Below are 16170 nucleotides of genomic sequence, written 5' to 3'. Positions count from 1 at the left end.
TCAATCATTGGTGTCCTGGATTACTTTTCTTTCTTTTTGGACAGCATCCATTCATACAAAGCGGGATTTGAGTATGCCGAATCCCATGAGTTATGATTATCATTCGGGAAGATAACCAATTCTGCTGAAGGGTTTACAGGATGCAGCTTCTGATAAAAATTAAAAGCATTCGCAGGTAGTACAATATCGTCCATTCCGCCATGGAAAATTTTCATGTTCAGATCTTTAAACCGATGAATATTAGCGGTCATGACCTGATCTGTAGGGGCACACACTGAAGCCACTGCAGCAAACATTTCCGGATGCTCCATGGCCAGCTTTAAGGTTCCCCATCCTCCCATAGAAAGTCCTGTAAGATAAATACGGGAAGCATCAATTTTATATTTCTTCTGAATTTCCTTGATCAGATGATATACGGTAACCGTATCCCACCAAGTTCCTTCCGGGCATTGAGGCGCCAGAACCGCTACAGGTTCTTTGATCAGATTTTTATAGGTAAATGGACTGTGAGCCTTTACCAGGTCAAGATTAGTTCCCCGTTCTCCTGAACCATGAAGGAAAACTATTAATGGTACAGTTCCTTTAACATTTTGTGGGTAATCCAGAATGTAAGACATTTTCTCCTGTCTTTTAATTTCTTTATTGAGTTCCGCTTTTATCTCCTGTGCACTCATTGGTAATGAAAACGGCAGTAATAAAAGAGGAATATGTTTCAGTTTTAGTTTCATATTGTTATTTAGGTTTTGGTTAAAGCCAGCGGATTTGATTTTTTTTATTTAAGGAACCCTGCAACTAAGCTCGGGACAATGGCCGTTCCTTTTGAATTATTTTATTCCATATTTAGCTGACCGAAAGCTTAGTTTTTTTAATCCCTGCTGAATTTCCGGGGCATTCATAAATAACTTCCACAGGAATCCTGATCTGTAATTTTCGATCATGGGTGCTATCGTTCCCTGATCTATCGCCAGATATCTTGGGGTAAACCAATTATTATAATTAATGGAGGTCGCATCATAAGGTCCTGCAGATCCTATGAATTCAGGTTTTTGGGTATACATGAATCTCAGGAAAGCCATTGATTCTTTTGGTGTATAGGGAAAACTACTCAAGGCAGCTGTAGGAGTAATCACTCCATTATCATTGCCAGGCATGTGAGCGGTGTATCCAGTGCTTCCATCTTCATTTCTTGTATATCCGGCTGTAAGCCCCCAATAGTTGGGACCATACCCTTTCCATTGTTTTGGATTTTCGACACAATATTGATAGTCGATAAGGGTTTGATTTTTATTGACGTCAAAGTAATTTTTGACAAGTTTATCGGATAATCCAGTCGGATCAAGCCCGATATATGAATATTGTGCCCAGAAAAGCGGGCCGCCGTATTCTTCGGCATAGTTGTGTTTTACATACAGAGGTAGTCCGTACTTTGTTTTATCTGTAAGGTAAGTTCCGTTTCTGGTCCAGCCTTTATAATAGGTTTCTGCATCAATGGAATAAGTAGGTGAAGAGGCTGCTAAAATATAAGTGATCAGGCATTCATTATATCCTTCAAGAGGAAAATTCATTTCCCATTGGTAATCCGGTGACCAGTGCCAGTATAAAACTTTCTCACCTCCTTTGGTATACCAGTTCCATTGGATTCCTTTCCACAGTTCATCACATTTTGCTGCCAGTTTTTTTTCTTCTGCATTTCCGTTTTTAAAGTATTCACGGACCATCAGTATTCCTGAGGTAAGGAAAGCGGTTTCCACAAGGTCACCACCATTATCTTTTTTCCCGAAAGGCACTGTTTTTCCGGTTTCCCCATTGATCCAATGTGACCATGCTCCTTTATGGCGGTCTGCTTTAGCCAAGAAATCCATAATATGACTAAGCCTTTTCACCGCTTCTTTTCTTGGAACAAATCCTCTTTCTACTCCTACCAGAATAGTTGCCAACCCAAATCCTGAGCCTCCTGTTGTGATCACGTGCTTATCATTATCCGGATAGATATCATCTTCATGGTAACGTTCTCTTCCCAGCATTGAGTTAGGTTCTGCATAGTCCCAGAAGTATTTTAAAGCATCTTTCTGCACTCTGTCCATCAGTTGTTCATCCGTGATATTGCTTTTTACTGCTTCAGTTTTTCCAGCTTCCTGTTTGGCAACGGGCGCATTTTTACAGGAATACACAAAGAATAATGAAGTAATAGCTATTGATAATACGTTCCTTTTCATGAGATCTCTTTTTTAGGGTTTCTTACTAAAAGAAGAGGAGAACTTTCATTCTCCTCTAAAGTTTTTATTGATTAAATTTAATAGCCGGGGTTTTGTGCTGACAATCCACCAGCTTCCATTATGAAGTCTTGTGGAAGTGGGAATAGTTCATGTTTTCCAACGATGAATTTTTTACCACCATCAGCCGCCATGGCTGCCTGGGCTTGTCCGGTTCTTACAAGATCAAACCATCTGTCATGTTCGAAAGCAAGCTCTAATCTTCTTTGTTTCCAGATATCCAATCTTACGTCTGCCTGAGAAAAAGCAGTAGTGTTTCCGATGTTAGCTCTGTTTCTTACCTGATTCAGGAAAGGAATAGCTGCAGATGTTTGTCCGAGCTCATTCATTGCTTCAGCTCTGATTAATAGTACTTCGGCATATCTCAGATAACGAATGTTTACGTCTGTTGAAGCCTGATCTCTATAATTGGAAGAATAAGCTTTATAATTATAGAATTTATTTTCTGTATTTGGACCTACATAATATCCATCATATAAAGTCATATCTCTATGGATAATCGTAGCATCTCTTCTGGAATCTGTTGCAGAGTAGGCGTCATATAATCCTTGGGTAGGCGTTGCAAATCCCCAGCCCCAGCCTGTAGTACCTCTGGCTCCCTGAACCTGGCTATACTGCTGGATTGCTCTTCCTGCTGTTCCTCCACTACCATTAATTTCGAAGATAGATTCAGCATTATTTTCTCCGGAAACTTTATAAATATCCTGGAAATTAGTTGTCAATGAATAACCTGTCACCAAATTAGTCTCATCTACTGCCAACTGCCATTTCTTCTGATATAAATACACCTTAGCTAAAAGTGCATGGGCAGCACCTTTTGTAGCTCTTTGTCCCCCCGTTCCAGAAGGCAAAACTGCTGCTGCATCTTTAAGGTCTTTTTCTATAAATGCATAAATCTCTTCTTTGCTTTTTCTGGTTAGTGTCATTTGCTTGTCGGCTTCAACTCCTGTAACGGGAACATGGTCTACTAACGGAACACCTCCAAAAGATCTAACTAAAGTAAAGTACATAAATGCTCTCAAAAACTTTGCCTCTCCCGCTAATCTCTCACGTAATTGCGGGTCTACTTTATCCAATTGAGGAAGATATTTCAACGCCTGATTACATCTATTAATACCTTGATAATTAGAAGCAAACAATTCTTTGAATGACGGTGTTGATGCTGTAAATGTCAAAGCATCTAAAATATCTTTATCTGAACCTGAATCACTTGCACTTGAACCTTTATCCGCATCATCAGAGACAATTGATGTAACCCCGATCCATGCAAATGTACTCATATTCCAGTCTAAAAACTTAGCATAAATAGCTGTAACTAAACTATTGGCTCCTGCATCATTATTGTATATTTCACCCAATGCGCTCTCAGGAATTGCTTCCGTAGGTGACACGTCGATAAAGTCATTACTACAACTTTGGTTAACAGCTCCTAAAATCAAAAATGCCGCTGCTATGATATATTTTTTGTTCATTTTTTTAAAAATTTAGGTTAACACCAAATACAAAAGATCTTAATGTAGGGTAAGCATCTAATTCTACCCCCGCACGTTTGTAAGGATCTCCTTCTGCAGTAGGATCCGCAGGATTATATCCTGATAATTCTGAGGAATATCCTGAGTATTTCTGGAAAACAAAAGGATTAATTGCACTTACATAAAGCTTAATTGATTTCATATAATCCGTTACATTTTTAAATGTATATCCTACTGAAATATTATTGATTCTGAAATAATCTCCGCTTTCCAAATAGAATGTAGATGCAATTGGAATATTTGCAGGATTTACAGGATTTGCTGCATTAGTGTTTGTAGGAGTCCAAAAATCATTCGCTACAGAAGCTTCGACATTTTCTCCACCATTCCTTTGTGCTTTTTTACCGTTATACACTTTGAATCCGAAAGCTCCATAACCACTTAGGGCAAAATCCCAATTTTTATAGGACATTGAAACATTAACACCTAATGTTGACTTTGGTATGTAAGAGTCAAAGAATCTTCTGTCTCCAGGATCTGCACTTCCTGTAATTCCGTTACCATTCAAGTCTTTAAACTTCAGGTTACCATTTGCATCATAACCATCAGCTTCCCATAAATAGAAACTTCCTAATGCATAACCAACTGCATTAGCGTTAAAAAGTTTTGTATCTTGTCCGTTTCCAAGATTTCCTCCAACAATTTGAGAAACAGGCTTAGAAAGATTAATGCTGGCAAGTTTGTTCTTATTGTAAGAATAATTGGCACCAATTGAATAGGTAAAATCCTCGCCTACTTTATCAGCCCAGTTTAGGCTTACCTCAGCACCTTTATTAACAACACTTCCCATATGAGAATAATTCAAATCAGAAATTCCAGTTGCCATATATGGAACAACTCCCAAAATAAGATTTTTGGTTTTTCTGTTATAAATATCAAACGTACCTGTCAATCTTTTATTCAGGATTCCAAAATCTAATCCTAAAGAGGATTCTTCTGTAACTTCCCATCCTAAGTCCGGATCGTAACCTTTATTAACAGTAACTCCATTGCTTACTGGTGAACTTCCAAACGCATAATTATAAGTTGCTCCCATTGAAAGTGGTAGATAATTCAAAGGAACATTCTGGTTTCCGATTTTACCCCATCCACCTCTAAGCTTCAAAAGGTCAAAGAAACCATCTTTCATGAAGTTTTCTTCGGAAATAATCCAACCTGCACCAAATGATGGGAATGTACCCCACTTATTACCAGCAGCAAACTGAGAAGAACCGTCTCTTCTGATCGTTCCACTTAATAAGTAACGATTCATAAATTTATATTGGAATCTTCCGAAATACGAAATTGTAGTATTTCTGTTTCCTTTTATTGATTCAAGAGCTTTTGTATCACTATCACTATACAGGTTACCATAGTAATCAACTCCGCTAAGATTCCAGTAATCTTTTGCAATAGGAACATCTTTCCTGTTAATAATTAAAGTCTCAAGCCCATTCTTTACTGAAGCTTCTGTACCTACAACAACTTCAATATCATGGTTTTCAATTTTCTTTGTATAGGTTAAATAATTATTAAGTAACCAGTTGAAATAGTTCTGACTTTTATTGGTTAACCTTGTTAATGGTGACGTAGCTGAGTATTGGTTTTCTGTTCTCATAGGATCACTATCTAACCAGAAAGATTTTGAATTTACGAAATTATAGTATTTATAGTTACCATATTCTCCACTAAATTGAGAGGTAAATTTTAAATCTTTGTAGATATCTATATCCAATTTTAATCCACCTTGTAATAAGAAATTTCTACCTCTTTGATTATCATAAGCAAGCTGCATCACCGGGTTGCCTACATTATTAAATCGTCCTCCTTCATAATCGATATTCCCGTTGGTCTTATTATAAATAGGCTGACCATATTTTCCATTCGGATAATATACAGGGACTAATGGTGATTGTTTATAAGCATTTGTAAAAGCACCATACGATTTAGGAGTATCATTAGTAAATGTTGCACTTAAAGTCTGCGCCAATCTGATTCCTTTGGTAATTCTGAACTCGTTATTGGTTCTTACTGTAGTCCTGTTATAATTTGTTCCTTTAAGGATAGACTGCTCATCATAATTACTTAAACTTAAAAAGTACTTTGCAGCTTCTGAAGATCCTGAAATTGATAAGTTATGCTGGTTGTAAATTCCCGTTCTTGTAATTTCTTTAAACCAATCTGTATTATAGGGTTGATTAGGATTCAAATAATTACTTGCTTTACCAGCATTATTATAATTTGCAAATTCAGACCCGTTAGCCATTTTAATGGTTTTTAAAGGAGTTCTGAATCCAACTAATCCATCATAGGAAACGCTTAATTTTCCTCTACCTGACTTTGTCGTAATGATAATTACTCCATTAGCAGCTCTGTTACCATAGATAGCCAATGCTGCAGCATCTTTCAATACATCATAGGTCAGAATATCATTAGAGTTAATATTGTTGATGTTATCAGTAAACATCCCATCAACTACATATAAAGGTGTTCTTCCCCCCAGTACTGTACCAAGTCCTCTGATCATCACTGTCGGAGTAGATCCTGGTGCATCGGAAGCTATTACCTGTACCCCGGCTGCTTTACCCTGAATGGCTTGTGATGCATTCAACACTTTAGTTTTAGTTACTTCTTCCGCACTGATAGAACTAATAGAAGTAGTGTTGTCTACTTTTTTACGGCTACCATATCCAATCATAACGACTTCGTCGATCTTCTGGACTTTAGCAGAATCCTGCGTAACCTGTGCATTCACATTCATCCCGAAGTATAGAACGGCAATGAGACCTGAATACTTTAAATTACTTTGTTTCATATAGTTTCAATTTTATTCAAATAAATCAAATTTGTACCTGTCTCTAAATAGTGGAGTTATTTAAAATCTCAAAAAAAGACATTAGCCAAAAATATAAAAAATATCCAACACTGTTAAACTATCTTAAATATTTAAAAATTTCCACATTTTATTAAATGAAAAACACTAAAAAATTAAATTTTATAATCCTTTATTTAAAATCAAGATACTTTATTCATCATATCTCTAAATGAAATTTTATTTTTTTTGACACAATATTCACCAAAACATGTACTCAATTTAATATTTTGTTAAATACAGAATAGTAATTACCTTTGGTGCAGTTTTTGACAAAAGCATGTTAGAAATACATAATAAAAGATCAATGAAAAAATATATCATTGCAGCCGCTCTTCTGATCGGGACCGGTGCTGTTATTACCACCAGTGTACAATCCTGCACTTCACTGGCCACATCAGACATGGGGCTTTCTATTATCAAAAGAATTCTGCTCAATGGTATTGATAAAGGAATGGGTATCTACGGGAATAAAGAAGCGTTCCTGCAGAATAATATGGTTGATAAAGCTCTTCCCAAAGAATTGAGAGATATCAATTCTACGCTGGAGAAAATTGCACCCTCACTGGTCGCCAAAGAAAGAGATTATATAGCACAGGCTGCAGCTTATACCGTGAACACCTCGAAACCCATTTTGCAGGATGCAGTCAACAGTCTTAATGCTCAGGATGTAACGCGAATTATGCAGGGAACAACCGCTACACAGATTCTGAAGGAAAAAACATCCCAACAGCTTATTGCTGCCATTGCTCCTAAAGTAGATGAAAAACTGAACGAATATGGCATAGTAAAAACTATCAATACAGCGTTATCAGGCAGCAATTTTCTGGGCAGCCTTTTAGGGAGAAATAACAACACTGTCAATTCAGGAGGACTGAGTAAACTTGCTTCTGAACAGCTTGTAAATGGATTATTCAACATCATCGAAGATTATGAACACCAGAACTCCAAGTCTCTGCTGGGACCATTTGGAAAATAGGAAATTTTTCGTTATATTTATATTATATTAACAATTGCAGATGGATATATTACAAGGAAATCAACACGCAAGCCCTGAAGACTTTTATCAGTCTTTGAGGGAGAAACTGGAGGATCATCATGATTTTCCGGAGGACTATTTATTTAAATTTATTATTCCTACAGATCAGGCAAAACTTACTGAAATTTACAGAGTTTTTGATGGTATTAAATTTACACTGGGAAACCGCGAAAGCAAAAATGGAAAATACACAGCCTGCAATATCAATGCATTTGTTCTGGATGCCAATCAGGTAGTGAATATTTATAAAGAAGTAGCAAAAATAGAAGGCGTTATTCTATTATAAAAACAAAGGCCGTTTCATCATGTTGAAGCGGTTTTTTTATTATTAATACATAAAAACAGAATATGATGAATATCCAACTGATCCTGTTTAATATCATTTTAGCAACCTCCGCTACAAACTGTATGCACAAAAATAACAGCGAAAATAATACCCAAAATATCTCTTCTGCAGTTCAGCAACAAAAGATTGAACAGATCCGCTTAACAGAAAGGACAAGAGGATTCAGCAGAGATATTGTTTTCACTCCTTCCTCAAAAGAATCCAATATTAACGAAGAAATCACTACTACTAAAATATCTCCCGCAGAATGGCAGATGGTTTCCAGATTAGCTCAAACTATTGATTTATCGAAGATATCAGATCTTAAAGCTCCTACAGAGGGCAGGCATTCTGACAGGGCAATGATAGCATCCATTATCATTACCGCTGGCGGAAAAGAGTATACTTCCTCAGAATTTGATTCCGGACGTCCTCCAAAAGAACTGGAAGCTTTATATAAGGCGATAAACGGCCCGGTTACTACAAAAATCCCATAACATAAAAAGATCCGCTCTTTAACAGAACGGATCTTTTTTATTTATTAAGTTTCATCTATTTTTCAATAAAGAACTTTACATTTTCAATGGGTCTTCCCAGCATTGCCACTGAACCTTTTACCAGAATGGGTCTTTGTATTAAAGATGGGTTTTCGGAAAGAATCTTTATCCATTCCTCTTCTGAATAGTTTTTATCTGCATAGTTCTCAACGTAAAGCTTATCGGTTTTACGGATAATATGAAAAACACTCTGATTCAGTTTCTTCAGCACCGTTCTTATTTCAAGAGGACTTAAAGGATCATCAACAATATCAATGATCTCAAAAGGTACTCCGTTTTCGTCAAGATACTCCAGTACAGCATTGGACTTTGAACAGTTTACGTTATGTAAAACTTTAACTACCATGATACATTATTCAAAAATTAAACTTGGTCTTAACAAATTTAAAAAGATTTACCCTGAGTTTGTCTTAATGTTCTGATAAAAATATGTTAAAACAATCCGTGCAGTTCTGCTTCAATCTTCTCCAGAATAAACCCGAAATCTTCAGGTTTTTCAACGAAATCAAGATCATCCACTTCTACAATCAGCAATTTTCCTTCTGTATAGTTGGAGATCCATTTTTCATATTTCTGGTTCAGTTTTGAAAGATATTCAATACTGATGGATGCTTCATATTCACGACCTCTTTTGTAGATTTTTTTAACCAGGTTAGGAACATCAGATTTCAGATAGATTAAAAGATCTGGAGCAGATACGAAAGACTTCATCAGATCAAATACTGATGAATAATTATTGAAGTCCCTGTCTGAAAGAAGATTCATATCATTCAGGTTTTCCGCAAAAATATGGGCATCTTCATAGATGGTGCGATCCTGAATAATATTTTTCCCGCTTTCTCTGATCTCTTTTACCTGACGGAATCTGCTCCCCAGGAAATATACCTGCAGTGCGAAACTCCACTTGCTCATGTCTGAATAAAAATCTTCCAGATAAGGATTATGATCTACATCTTCAAATTGTGCATCCCATCCGTAATGCTTGGAAAGCATCGTTGTCAAAGTTGTTTTTCCGGCTCCGATGTTTCCTGTAACTGCAATATGCATAATATTCTTTTTCCTTGTATTTACCGATTAGTTGATAAGTTTTTCGACAGCCTCAGTCTGAACCTGGGAAATATCTTCAATCAATTTCTGTAAAGTATTGTCTGAAGGTTTCTCTGCTGTATTCTCAACTGGTTTTTCTTCCATCTTTTCTACTGGTTTTTCTGTAGATGGCTGCAGAGATTCCGGCTGAGCTTCGAGCTGTTTTTGCTGTTGGGCTTTCTTTACTTTTTCAAGGCTGTAAAGATAGAGTTTGTTCCCTTTGATTGCAAAATAAGAGAGGATGTTTTTATCCACAATTTGCGCTTCCTGATCTTCAAAAATGGATGTCATCCCTTTTTCAGGGATGTATTGTGAAATGGAATTACCAGCGACAACCATGATCACATCATTTTCTCTTCGAAAACGTTTTCCGTTTTCCAAAGGGGCTTCGAAAAGTTTTTCAAATTTCAGGCTGTAAATCCTGATATGTTTTCTTGTTAAGATATAGACCTTATTTTCATAGACCAGCATATCCATTAAATCTTCAAAACTGATATCAAAAGGATATGAGTTGATGGTGGTATCATTTCTGAAATTATATTGTATCAGACGTTTTGTACTGTCGTCCAAAAGCCACAGCTGCTGCAGATCTTCGGCATAAGCCATTCTGATAAAACCAAATTTCTGTTTAAAATCCAATCTTTGAATCTCATTCATATTCTGGTCTACAAATTTCATTTCCTGGGCATTTTCAGAAAACAAAGGTACATTCAGAGGATTTTGAACGTTCTGAACTTTATAGGGTACAGTAAGCATCATTTTTCCGATCTGTTTTCCTAAAGAATCATATTTGGTAAAACTGAAATCTTTGTTTTTATAGATATAGAGATTTCCGTAGTCATCGGCAAGCATATCTTTAGCTTCCTTTAGTTTCAATGTATCCAAAGGAAGAATATTCTGCGCTGAAGCTATACAGAAAAGAAAAAAAAATAGTATGTTTAAAAACTTCACTCTGTTTTTTTAATGGGGTCAATTTACTGAAAAATAACTTCACTCAAAAGATGGTTTTATTTCAATAGAATCTTCATTGAGGTGAATCAAAATTGAGACCATCTTCTTGATGAAAAAACTGCTCTACAATAGATATAATGAGTTTATTGAAAAGCGGCTTCATAAATTTTCTCCCAGTTTTTACCTGTCACGAGCATATTATCCCCTTTAAAAGCTATTCCGTTTAAGACATGCTCGCTGTCTCCCTTATCATTTTCCTTTGTCAATTGTGTAAAATCAAGTTTACCTATGACTTCTCCGTTTGCAGGATTAATTTTTAGAATGACAGGTTGATGCCAAACATTAGCATAGATAAATCCCTTGTGATATTCAAGCTCGTTGAGCTGATTATAAACGGTAGAATAACCGCCAACTGCAATCGTTTTCACTACTTTTGAAGGATTATTAACATCCAGAAAATAAAGATTCTTTGAACCATCCGTAGCGATCAGGTTTTTCCCATCATAGGTCAGTCCCCAACCTTCTCCAATTACACCGGGCAATGGAAATTCGGATAATTTTTTCAAAGTATTTTTATCATAAATAAAACCGATTTTATTCTGATAGGTCAGTTGATACACCTTATCTTCTACAATCGTACACCCTTCAGAGAAAATATCAGCGGGCTGCTTAGCCATAATTTTGGGAACTGAAGATCCTAGAGTATATTTTATAAGCTGAGAAGATCCCTTCATTCCATCACTTTCATACACTGTATTTCCTTCTACCACAAAACCTTCAATAAAGTTTTTGGGATCATGAGGGTAATCGGCAACTATTTTATAGGGAATATTATGCTCAGGAGTTTTAGTAAATACATTAATCGTAGCATCCTGGTTTAAAGTTTCACCGCGATTAGTTTTAATCACAAAGACTACTTTATTATCACCCAATGTGAAAAATTGAGGATTAATTCTTAAGTCTTTTGTTTCTTTATCCCCAAAGCTGATGGTTATACTTTCCGTATTTTCAGTCACTTCTTTGGGAAGATCAAGTTTATCACCGAAATGATAGCCTTTTTCTTCTTTTGAGTTATTGTAATCCGCCAGAGAATCCAGCATTTTTTCCTTGTTGCTGCAAGAGGCAAGGAATAAAGCGGCTGCCAAAGCAATATGGATATTTCGCTTCATGAAGGTATTAATCATTTTCCAAAAGTACTAAAATTTAATCCTCAAAACGAAAATAACGCTCCCAAGGGAACGCTATTTTTATTTTTTATCAATAGAATCAGATTATTTGATCTGAACTTCGTAAATCTTTGGCCAGTTCTTTCCTGTTACCAGCATATTATCTCCTTTGAAGGCAATTCCGTTCAGTACATCATCACTTCCTTTGGTATTCTGTTTTGCAATTTCTGTAAAATCAAAAGTTCCCACTACTTCTCCATTGGCAGGATTGATCTTTAAAATAACCGGCTTCTGCCATACGTTGGCATAGATAAATCCATTGTGGTATTCCAGCTCGTTCAACTGATCATATGCCTGAGAACTTCCTGCAACAGCAATATATTTGATCAGTTTTGAAGGATCATTTACATCAAGGAAATATAAAAGTTTACTTCCATCAGAAGCAATCAGGCTTTTCCCGTCATACGTTAATCCCCAACCTTCACCCAATACATTAGGATAAGCAAATTCTGAAAGCAGCTTTAAAGAACTTTTATCATAAACATATCCTTTTTTGCTCTGCCACGTTAACTGATAAACTTTATCACCCACGATGGTGCTTCCTTCAGAAAAGTCTTCCTGAGCCTGTTTTGTAGAAGCCAGCGGAGTTGTTGTTCCCAGCGTATATTTTAAAATCTGTGAAGATCCGTTCTGCCCGTCACTTTCATAAATGGTATTTCCTTCAATCTGGAAACCCTGTACAAAGTTTTTAGGATCGTGAGGATATTCCGCTACAATCTGATAAGGAATATTTTTTTCAGGATTTTTTGCAAATACATTTATGGTTGCATCCTGATTTAGCACTTCACCTCCTTTTGTTTTAATATTGAATGTAACAGCATTGTCTCCTAATGTGAAAAATTTAGGATCAATTGTTAAATCTGCTGTTTCTTTATCTCCAAAGCTGATTGTTACGCTTTCTGCATTTTCCGTTACCTCTTTCGGAAGCTCAAGCTTATCTCCGAAATGGTATCCCTTCGCCTCCATTGAAGTATTATAAGTGTTTAATGTATTAAGAATTTCTTTATCCTTATTACAAGACGCCAATAATAAAATCGCTGCGAAACCCGCTATTATACTTTTTTTCATTGAATTTCTAAATATTTCTCCAAAAATAGCAAATTTTATTCCGTATTGCCAATATTATCTGCGGGTTCACCAAATTGTAATATGTATCCATTGTTGTCATATATTGCAAACTCTCTCATTCCCCACTCAAAAGTTTCGATTTCATAGCAGACTTTGGCTTTTGTTTTAAGGTCTTCCCAAAGATCATCTACCTGATTTACATTGAAATAAAATGATCCTGAAAACCCGATGGAAAGATTGTTTTCATGTTCATTAGGCTGGGAGAGCATAATGTATATATCATTTTTTCGAAGAGAAGCCCATTGCCAGTCGTCATTTCTACCCATCAGGGTAAATCCGAGAACATTCATATAAAATGTAATTGTTTCATCCAGATTTTCTGTCCAGAAAACAGGGCGAAGTGCGGTAAACTGTGTCATGATTCCTGCAATTTAAAGGTATTTTTATGGATTTTCATATTCAGAGAAACCCATGTTTCCTGATCAATCCTGGCTTCGCTTTTAACATATGGATCAAAAGCAAAACCTACTTTTTTGTAACATTCTATAGCTCCGGTATTCCAGTCGTACACGTTCAGCTCTGCTGTTTCTTTATCAAAGTGATTAAACCCATATTTCAAAAGCTCTTGCATAACCTTCTTTCCATAGCCTTTTCCTCTGTTATTTTCATCCCAGATCAGAATTCTTCCCAGCAGGAATGTCTTCTCTTTTAGAAATATCTGGGCATGCCCGATTGTATTTCCGGTCTGATCTGTAATTTTAAAAAGAGTTCTGTTTTCATCAGATAAGTCCTTTTCCAGCTGCTCTTCTGTGAGAGGGAAACGGTATACGGGCCCGGCAAACTGAAGAAGCATCCTTTCGTCTTTTATCTTTGAAATCAGTTGTGGAGCATCTTCTATCGTAAAAAGGTGTAATGTGATCATAATTTATTTTTCTAAATATTCTTTTAAACTCTGTCCCAAAATCGTGTTTCAGCCTTCTGTAAAGTTTCCTCTTGAAAAGCCTTCCCCTAACTCTTTAAAGTTTTCAATATCTTCATGGGTTAGCTTTACCACAGTTTGTCCGCCCTCAGGCAACAATTCCCAGGTTACGATGGTCTTCAGGGCTGAAAAATCAGGATAGGACCATGTGTGCTTTAATTTTTCATTGGGTATTACTTCTAAAATCTGTGCGTGGTGATGGTATTTATTCTCACCTCCCGGTTCATAGAAGTTGAATTCCTTACCTGTTTCCAAAACAAAATCCTGGATATCAAAATACCAGGATTTCATTTCATTTTTATCGGTTAATGCTTTCCAGACTTTTTCAGCCGGAGCATTTATGGTGTACTGAACAGTGATGGGTGTACTCATATTATAGGTTTAATATGTTTAAATGTACACATTTTACCTATAATCTTTAACCACAAAAGTCACAAAGTTTTATCTAGTAAATTATTAAGTTTAAATTTCTACTCATGAGAAGTACACGTAAGCCTTCAAAATTTCAGAATTTTCCTTTTGTGAACTTTTTATTGCTGCAAGTTCATTTTAACTTTTATCCTTTTGTGACTTTTGTGGCTTATTTTGTAATTATCCATGTGAAAAACCTGTGATCTTGGCTTCGTCAAAATCCAACTGCATTTCAATGGTTCTCATCACGTGATCATCAAATATCTTTTCTCTTTTCATTCTGTGCAATTCATTCCTCTGCGCCTGAATGATCTGTCGGAGGACATCTTTATTTTCATTGATAGCAGTTACATAATCTCCTGTGGAAGCCATACACTGTGCTTTATCAGCCATCAGCATCATTTCATTTTCCAACTTGTGCTTTTGATGACGAACCAGACTGTTGGTTACGGCTAGTTCAGAAAAGTCATTATCAAGTTTGTGCAAAGCTGTTTCCTTCAGTTTGCGCATAAGGATTACTTCCTGTTTTTCTTCCGGTAATTCACTTCCTGCATCCTGAATATTTAATAATTTCAAGATGGGAGCCAACAATAAACCTTGCCCTACCAAGGTAATCAATATGATCACAAAAGTGACAAATAAAATAATATTCCTGTGCGGAAACGCTTCTCCGTTTGGTAAAAAAGCAGGAATTGACAAGGCTGCAGCCAGTGAAACCACTCCTCTCATTGCTGCAAAACTGATGATAAACGGCTCTCTCCAATCCGGTTTGGGAACTTTTAATCTTAATTCTTTAGAGCAGACTCTTGGGAAATACATTAATGCGTAACTATACAAAATTCTTGTTCCGATAATCGCTCCGCCAATCACTACACTGTAGAAAATACCTTCTGAAATGGTATATTCTTTCATTCCTTCCACTACAATCGGAAGTTCCAGACCAATCAGGATAAAGATGATGGTATTCATCAGAAATATCAAAACACTCCAAACATTTCCGGACTGTATTCTGGAGGTATGACTTAAATAGCAATGTGAATTATAGGACATCAGCAGACCTCCGGCAACCACTGCCAATACTCCAGAAAAATGAAAATGTTCTGCTCCCACATACATAATGTAAGGAACGATAAGGGTAATAATGGTATCGATATTGGAATTGGTCGGGATAACTTTTAATAGAGCTCCAAACAGGAAGCCTACTGCCACTCCCACAGCAATTCCACCGATCGCCATCGTGAAGAAATCCTGAACGGCATCTCTCCAGATAAACTGTCCTGAAATAACGGCGGCCAGAGCAAATTTAAATACAATTAAACTGGAAGCATCATTGATCAAACTCTCGCCTTCCAGAATATTGGTGATCTTTTTAGGTATTTTCATATGCTTCAATACCGAAGTAGCTGCAACAGCATCCGGCGGAGAATTTACTCCTCCCAGCAAGAAGCCCATAGCTACAGTAAGCCCTGGAATAATGGAAGATGAAAGATAAGCAACGACTATGGATGTTAAAAACACCAGTCCGAAGGCCATCGAAAAAATCTGTTTTCTCCATTTATGAAAATCCTGCCATGAAGTAAACCATGCGGCCTCAAACAAAATAGGCGGAAGGAAAATCAGAAAGACAAGATCAGGTTCTATTTCAATACGCGGCATGCCCGGCACAAAGCTTATCAGCAATCCTGCAATAACAAGGAAAATAGGATAAGCAACTTTTAATTTCTGGCCGATCATTACCAATATCATCACAGACAGCAGTACTGCAATGGATATTATAACATAGCTGTGAATCATTTTTAAGTAAGTTTTTTTTAAGTTTAAGTGTTATTTGTATGGGATATCAAATATTTATTATTACCCAAACCTTATAGG

Annotated in this window: 16 protein-coding genes; 3 read left to right on the top strand and 13 right to left on the bottom strand. The window is 36.5% G+C overall.

Annotated elements, in window-relative coordinates:
• Nucleotides 1-20: 20 nt before the first annotated feature.
• The 4 genes from A1704_RS06790 to A1704_RS06775 all read right to left on the bottom strand — a co-directional run bounded on the left by A1704_RS06790 (nucleotide 21) and on the right by A1704_RS06775 (nucleotide 6599).
• Nucleotides 21-728 carry a carboxylesterase family protein gene (locus A1704_RS06790; RefSeq protein ID WP_062671815.1) on the bottom strand — a complete coding sequence of 236 codons (708 nt, stop codon included), beginning with the start codon at nucleotides 726-728 and terminating at the stop codon, nucleotides 21-23.
• 96 nt (nucleotides 729-824) lie between these two features.
• Nucleotides 825-2216 (bottom strand): glucoamylase family protein, encoded by a 1392-nt coding sequence (locus A1704_RS06785; RefSeq protein ID WP_062671813.1) that lies wholly within the window; start codon nucleotides 2214-2216, stop codon nucleotides 825-827.
• Between the two features lie 77 nt (nucleotides 2217-2293).
• On the bottom strand, nucleotides 2294-3745 hold the full coding sequence (locus tag A1704_RS06780) for a RagB/SusD family nutrient uptake outer membrane protein (protein WP_062671807.1): 1452 nt from the start codon (nucleotides 3743-3745) through the stop codon (nucleotides 2294-2296).
• A 4-nt stretch (nucleotides 3746-3749) separates the two neighbouring features.
• A complete protein-coding gene (locus A1704_RS06775) occupies nucleotides 3750-6599 on the bottom strand; it encodes a SusC/RagA family TonB-linked outer membrane protein (protein WP_062671806.1) in 2850 nt (949 codons plus the stop codon).
• A gap of 364 nt (nucleotides 6600-6963) precedes the next feature.
• Here A1704_RS06775 and A1704_RS06770 point away from each other — a divergent pair, with 364 nt between their 5' ends.
• From A1704_RS06770 to A1704_RS06760, 3 genes are all read left to right on the top strand, one after another.
• The gene (locus A1704_RS06770; protein WP_062671805.1) at nucleotides 6964-7635 is read left to right on the top strand and encodes a DUF4197 family protein; all 672 of its coding nucleotides are present in this window, start codon (nucleotides 6964-6966) and stop codon (nucleotides 7633-7635) included.
• A 40-nt stretch (nucleotides 7636-7675) separates the two neighbouring features.
• Nucleotides 7676-7981: a DUF493 family protein gene (locus A1704_RS06765; protein WP_047433612.1), complete on the top strand. Its 306-nt coding sequence runs from the start codon at nucleotides 7676-7678 to the stop codon at nucleotides 7979-7981.
• Between the two features lie 62 nt (nucleotides 7982-8043).
• On the top strand, nucleotides 8044-8517 hold the full coding sequence (locus A1704_RS06760) for a hypothetical protein (RefSeq protein WP_062671804.1): 474 nt from the start codon (nucleotides 8044-8046) through the stop codon (nucleotides 8515-8517).
• Between the two features lie 55 nt (nucleotides 8518-8572).
• On the opposite strand, the gene A1704_RS06755 is transcribed toward A1704_RS06760, so the two are convergent.
• From A1704_RS06755 to A1704_RS06715, 9 genes are all read right to left on the bottom strand, one after another.
• Nucleotides 8573-8923 carry an arsenate reductase family protein gene (locus A1704_RS06755; protein ID WP_062671803.1) on the bottom strand — a complete coding sequence of 117 codons (351 nt, stop codon included), beginning with the start codon at nucleotides 8921-8923 and terminating at the stop codon, nucleotides 8573-8575.
• Nucleotides 8924-9009: 86 nt separating this feature from the next.
• On the bottom strand, nucleotides 9010-9624 hold the full coding sequence (locus A1704_RS06750) for a deoxynucleoside kinase (protein ID WP_002977952.1): 615 nt from the start codon (nucleotides 9622-9624) through the stop codon (nucleotides 9010-9012).
• Between the two features lie 27 nt (nucleotides 9625-9651).
• The gene (locus tag A1704_RS06745) at nucleotides 9652-10614 is read right to left on the bottom strand and encodes a hypothetical protein (protein WP_062671789.1); all 963 of its coding nucleotides are present in this window, start codon (nucleotides 10612-10614) and stop codon (nucleotides 9652-9654) included.
• A gap of 143 nt (nucleotides 10615-10757) precedes the next feature.
• Nucleotides 10758-11783: a glutaminyl-peptide cyclotransferase gene (locus A1704_RS06740; RefSeq protein ID WP_062671901.1), complete on the bottom strand. Its 1026-nt coding sequence runs from the start codon at nucleotides 11781-11783 to the stop codon at nucleotides 10758-10760.
• A gap of 102 nt (nucleotides 11784-11885) precedes the next feature.
• Nucleotides 11886-12908, bottom strand: a complete 1023-nt coding sequence (locus A1704_RS06735) for a glutaminyl-peptide cyclotransferase (protein ID WP_062671786.1) — start codon at nucleotides 12906-12908, stop codon at nucleotides 11886-11888.
• A gap of 35 nt (nucleotides 12909-12943) precedes the next feature.
• Complete coding sequence (locus A1704_RS06730) at nucleotides 12944-13327, bottom strand: VOC family protein (protein ID WP_062671784.1); 384 nt, start codon at nucleotides 13325-13327, stop codon at nucleotides 12944-12946.
• The gene (locus A1704_RS06725; protein ID WP_062671782.1) at nucleotides 13324-13830 is read right to left on the bottom strand and encodes a GNAT family N-acetyltransferase; all 507 of its coding nucleotides are present in this window, start codon (nucleotides 13828-13830) and stop codon (nucleotides 13324-13326) included. Before A1704_RS06725 ends, A1704_RS06730 begins: the two co-directional genes overlap by 4 nt.
• 48 nt (nucleotides 13831-13878) lie before the next feature.
• Nucleotides 13879-14259 (bottom strand): SRPBCC family protein, encoded by a 381-nt coding sequence (locus A1704_RS06720; protein WP_062671780.1) that lies wholly within the window; start codon nucleotides 14257-14259, stop codon nucleotides 13879-13881.
• A 219-nt stretch (nucleotides 14260-14478) separates the two neighbouring features.
• The gene (locus A1704_RS06715) at nucleotides 14479-16092 is read right to left on the bottom strand and encodes a Na+/H+ antiporter (RefSeq protein WP_062671779.1); all 1614 of its coding nucleotides are present in this window, start codon (nucleotides 16090-16092) and stop codon (nucleotides 14479-14481) included.
• Between the last annotated feature and the right edge of the window lie 78 nt (nucleotides 16093-16170).

This window comes from Chryseobacterium cucumeris (assembly GCF_001593385.1).
GTDB classification, from domain to species: domain Bacteria; phylum Bacteroidota; class Bacteroidia; order Flavobacteriales; family Weeksellaceae; genus Chryseobacterium; species Chryseobacterium cucumeris.
This window is presented reverse-complemented; position numbering and strand designations above follow the sequence as displayed.